At 63.7% G+C, this 3,291-nt stretch carries 1 protein-coding gene; it reads right to left on the bottom strand.

The genetic code is table 11. From position 1 onward, the window contains the following. Positions 1–3,291 (bottom strand): amino acid adenylation domain-containing protein (locus tag VF436_RS12110; RefSeq protein ID WP_330904287.1); only part of this gene is annotated, 3,291 nt, incomplete at both ends.

The raw sequence follows: 3,291 nt of genomic DNA on the forward strand, positions 1-3,291 counted from the left end.
CGGATTGATGGCTTCGACCAGCCGTTCGAAGGGAACATCCTGGTTGGCATAGGCGGCCAGTGCGGTATCGCGTACCCGACCGATCAGGGTGGAGAAGCTGGGCTGGCCGGAAAGATCGGTGCGCAGTACGAGGGTGTTGACGAAGAAACCCACCAGATCGTCCAGTGCACTGTCGGTACGTCCGGCGATGGGACTGCCGATCGCGATGTCGTCACCTGCACCGAGCTTGCCCAGCAACACGGCCAGGGCAGCCTGGAGCACCATGAACAAGGTGGCGCCGTGGGCCTGCGCAAGTGCTTGCAGGCGCGCGTGCAGGTTGGCATCGATGTACAGCGGAAGCTGTTCACCACGATAGCTGGCCACGGCCGGACGCGGTCGATCCGTGGGCAGATCGATGACCTGGGGCAGGCCGTCGAGTTGATCGCGCCAGTAACCGAGCTGACGGGCCAGCAGGCTGTCGGGATCGTTTTCATCGCCGAGCAACTGGTGCTGCCATAGCGTGTAGTCGGCGTATTGCACGGGCAGGGGCTGCCAGTCGGGCTCGATACCCTTGCTGCGGGCGATGTAGGCACGCTCCAGGTCACGCCACAGCGGCAACAGCGACCAGCCATCGGCGGCGATATGGTGCAGGACGATCAACAGGTGGTGACTGTGCTTGCCATCGCTGAACAGCCACGTGCGGATCGGCAACTCTTCATCGATTCGGAAGGCATGGGTTGAGGCATCGCCGATGGCCTTGGGCAAATGCTCCGTATCGAGCCAGCGATGTTCGAAACGCAGCTGATCCGGTCGGCCGATCTGCTGGAACGCCGTATGAGCGTCGTCTTCGCCAAATACGGTGCGCAGGCTTTCGTGCCTGGTTACCACATCCAGCAATGCCGCCTTTAGCGCCTGCTCATCGATATGACCCAGCAAACGCATGGCGCAGGGAATATTGTAGGTGGTGCTTGGGCCTTCCAGGCGGTGCAGGAACCACAGGCGGTTCTGTGCGTACGAAAGCGGCAGGCTTGCCGGGCGATTGCCTGCGCATAGTGCCACGCGACTTTGCCCCGCGATGCCCATGCGTTCGGCAAGGCGTGCCGGTGTGGGAGCATCGAAGATATCGCGGATGGGTAGTTCCAGTCCCAGGCTGCTGCGGATGCGGCTGGCCAATCGCGTGGCCAGCAGCGAATGACCGCCCAGTTCGAAGAAGTTGTCATCGATACTGGCTTCGGGCAATGCGAGCAGTTCACAGAACAGATCGACGAGCCGTTTTTCCTGTTCCGTGCGTGGCTTGCGTCCCTGGCCGGACAAGCGCAGCGGCGCGGGTAGCGCGGCGTGGTCCAGCTTGCCATTGCGCGTGCGCGGCAGGGCATCGAGCAGCACGATAGCAGCCGGTTGCAGATAGGCGGGCAGGCGCTCGCCTGCCCAGTCGCGCAAGGTTTCACCAAATTGGGGTGGCGTCGGTTTGCCGGCTACCACGTAGCCGACCAACTGGCGTTCGCCCGGACGGTCTTCCCGCACGATGACGGCCGCTTGCGCGACACCGGGGTGTTCACGCAGTACGGCGGTGACTTCGCCAGGTTCGATACGCAGACCACGGATCTTCACTTGCTGGTCGGTACGACCGACGTAATCCAGTTCGCCATCTGCGCGACGCTTCACCAGGTCGCCGGTACGGTAGAGTCGCGCACCCGGCTCACCGGAGGGATGGGCGATGAAACGTTCGGCGGTCAGGCCGGGTTGGCCCACGTAGCCGCGGGCCAGACCTTCGCCACCGATGTATAGCTCGCCGGGTACACCCACTGGCACCGGGCGCAATGTGCTGTCGAGTACGTGAAGCGTCGTGTTGTCCAGGGCCTTGCCGATGGGAAGTTCGCGCAGGCTCGTGTCGCCGGGTTGCAGAACATGGACGGTCGCGAACGTGGTGCTCTCCGTCGGGCCGTAGATATTGCTGAGGGTCAGCGCGGGGCAGGTCTCGACGACGCGCCGGAAAGCCTGCGTGTCAGCGGCATCGCCGCCGGTCCAGACAGCGCGCAGTCGGGCCAATGATGCTGGCGCGGTCAGGGCCAGCGCATTGAACAGCGCACTGGTGATGAAGGCGGCGGTGACGTCCTGGTTGACCAGGGTGTCCGCGAGCAGAGTGATATCCGCCTCGCTGGGCGGCATGAGCGCGATGCTGCCACCGGTCAGCAGCGGCAACCAGATTTCATACGTGGAGGCATCGAACGCGTGCGGCGAGTGCAAGAGTACGCGATCCCGGCCGGCCTGCAACGTGCGATCCAAAGCGAGGGCGACGATACTGCGCTGGCTTACACCGACGCCCTTGGGGATACCCGTGGAGCCGGAAGTGAACATCACATAGGCCAGTTGTTGCTCGTGCGTTGCGGGGCGCGGCTGGGATGCGACGACAGGCTGCTCGTGATCGACCCGGATGATATGCAATGGATGCTGCAAATGGCGCGATGCGATGCCCTCGTCCGCAAGCAGGATAGAGGCGCCGGTCTGCTTCAATACCCAGTCGATACGCTGGTCCGGATACTGCGGGTGCAACGGTACGTAGTAGCTGCCGGCCTTGATGATTGCCAGCACCGAGATGACCAGCTCGAACGAACGTTGCTGGAACATCGCGATGCCCCGCTCGGGGCCGGCTCCGGCCGCCAGCAGGCAATCGGCCAGGCGGTCGGCGCGACGATTGAGTTCGCCATAGCTCAGGCTTTCGTTACCGCAGACCAGGGCGATGGCCTGCGGGGCGCGGCTGGCTTGTGCTTCGAACAGCCCGGCCAGATGGATGTCCGGCAGCGGATGCGCTGTGTCGTTCCACTCATGCTGGATTTGCCGGTGCTCATCGCCATCGAGCAGGTCCAATCGGCTCAGCGGCATATCGGGCGACGTAACGCATGCTTCCAGAAGCCGGATCCAGCGAGTCGCCAGCACCTGGGCCGTCTGGCGATCGAACAGGTCGGCGGCATATTCGAGCTCACCGATCAGGCCGGCAGGGATGCCGTCGATGCTGCGCTCGCTCAAGCCAAATGTCAGGTCGAACTTGGCGATGCCCACGTCGGGCAGGCTTATGTCCGCGACCAGGCCTGGCAACACCAGGTGCCACTCGGCGTTGTTCTGCAACACCATGGCGACCTGGAACAGCGGCTGGTGCGCCTGCGATCGTGCCGGATTGATGGCTTCGACCAGCCGTTCGAAGGGAACATCCTGGTTGGCATAGGCGGCCAGTGCGGTATCGCGTACCCGACCGATCAGGGTGGAGAAGCTGGGCTGGCCGGAAAGATCGGTGCGCAGTACGAGGGTGTTGAC

It is taken from the genome of Dyella sp. (assembly GCF_036384435.1).
In the GTDB taxonomy this organism is placed as follows: Bacteria; Pseudomonadota; Gammaproteobacteria; order Xanthomonadales; family Rhodanobacteraceae; genus GSA-30.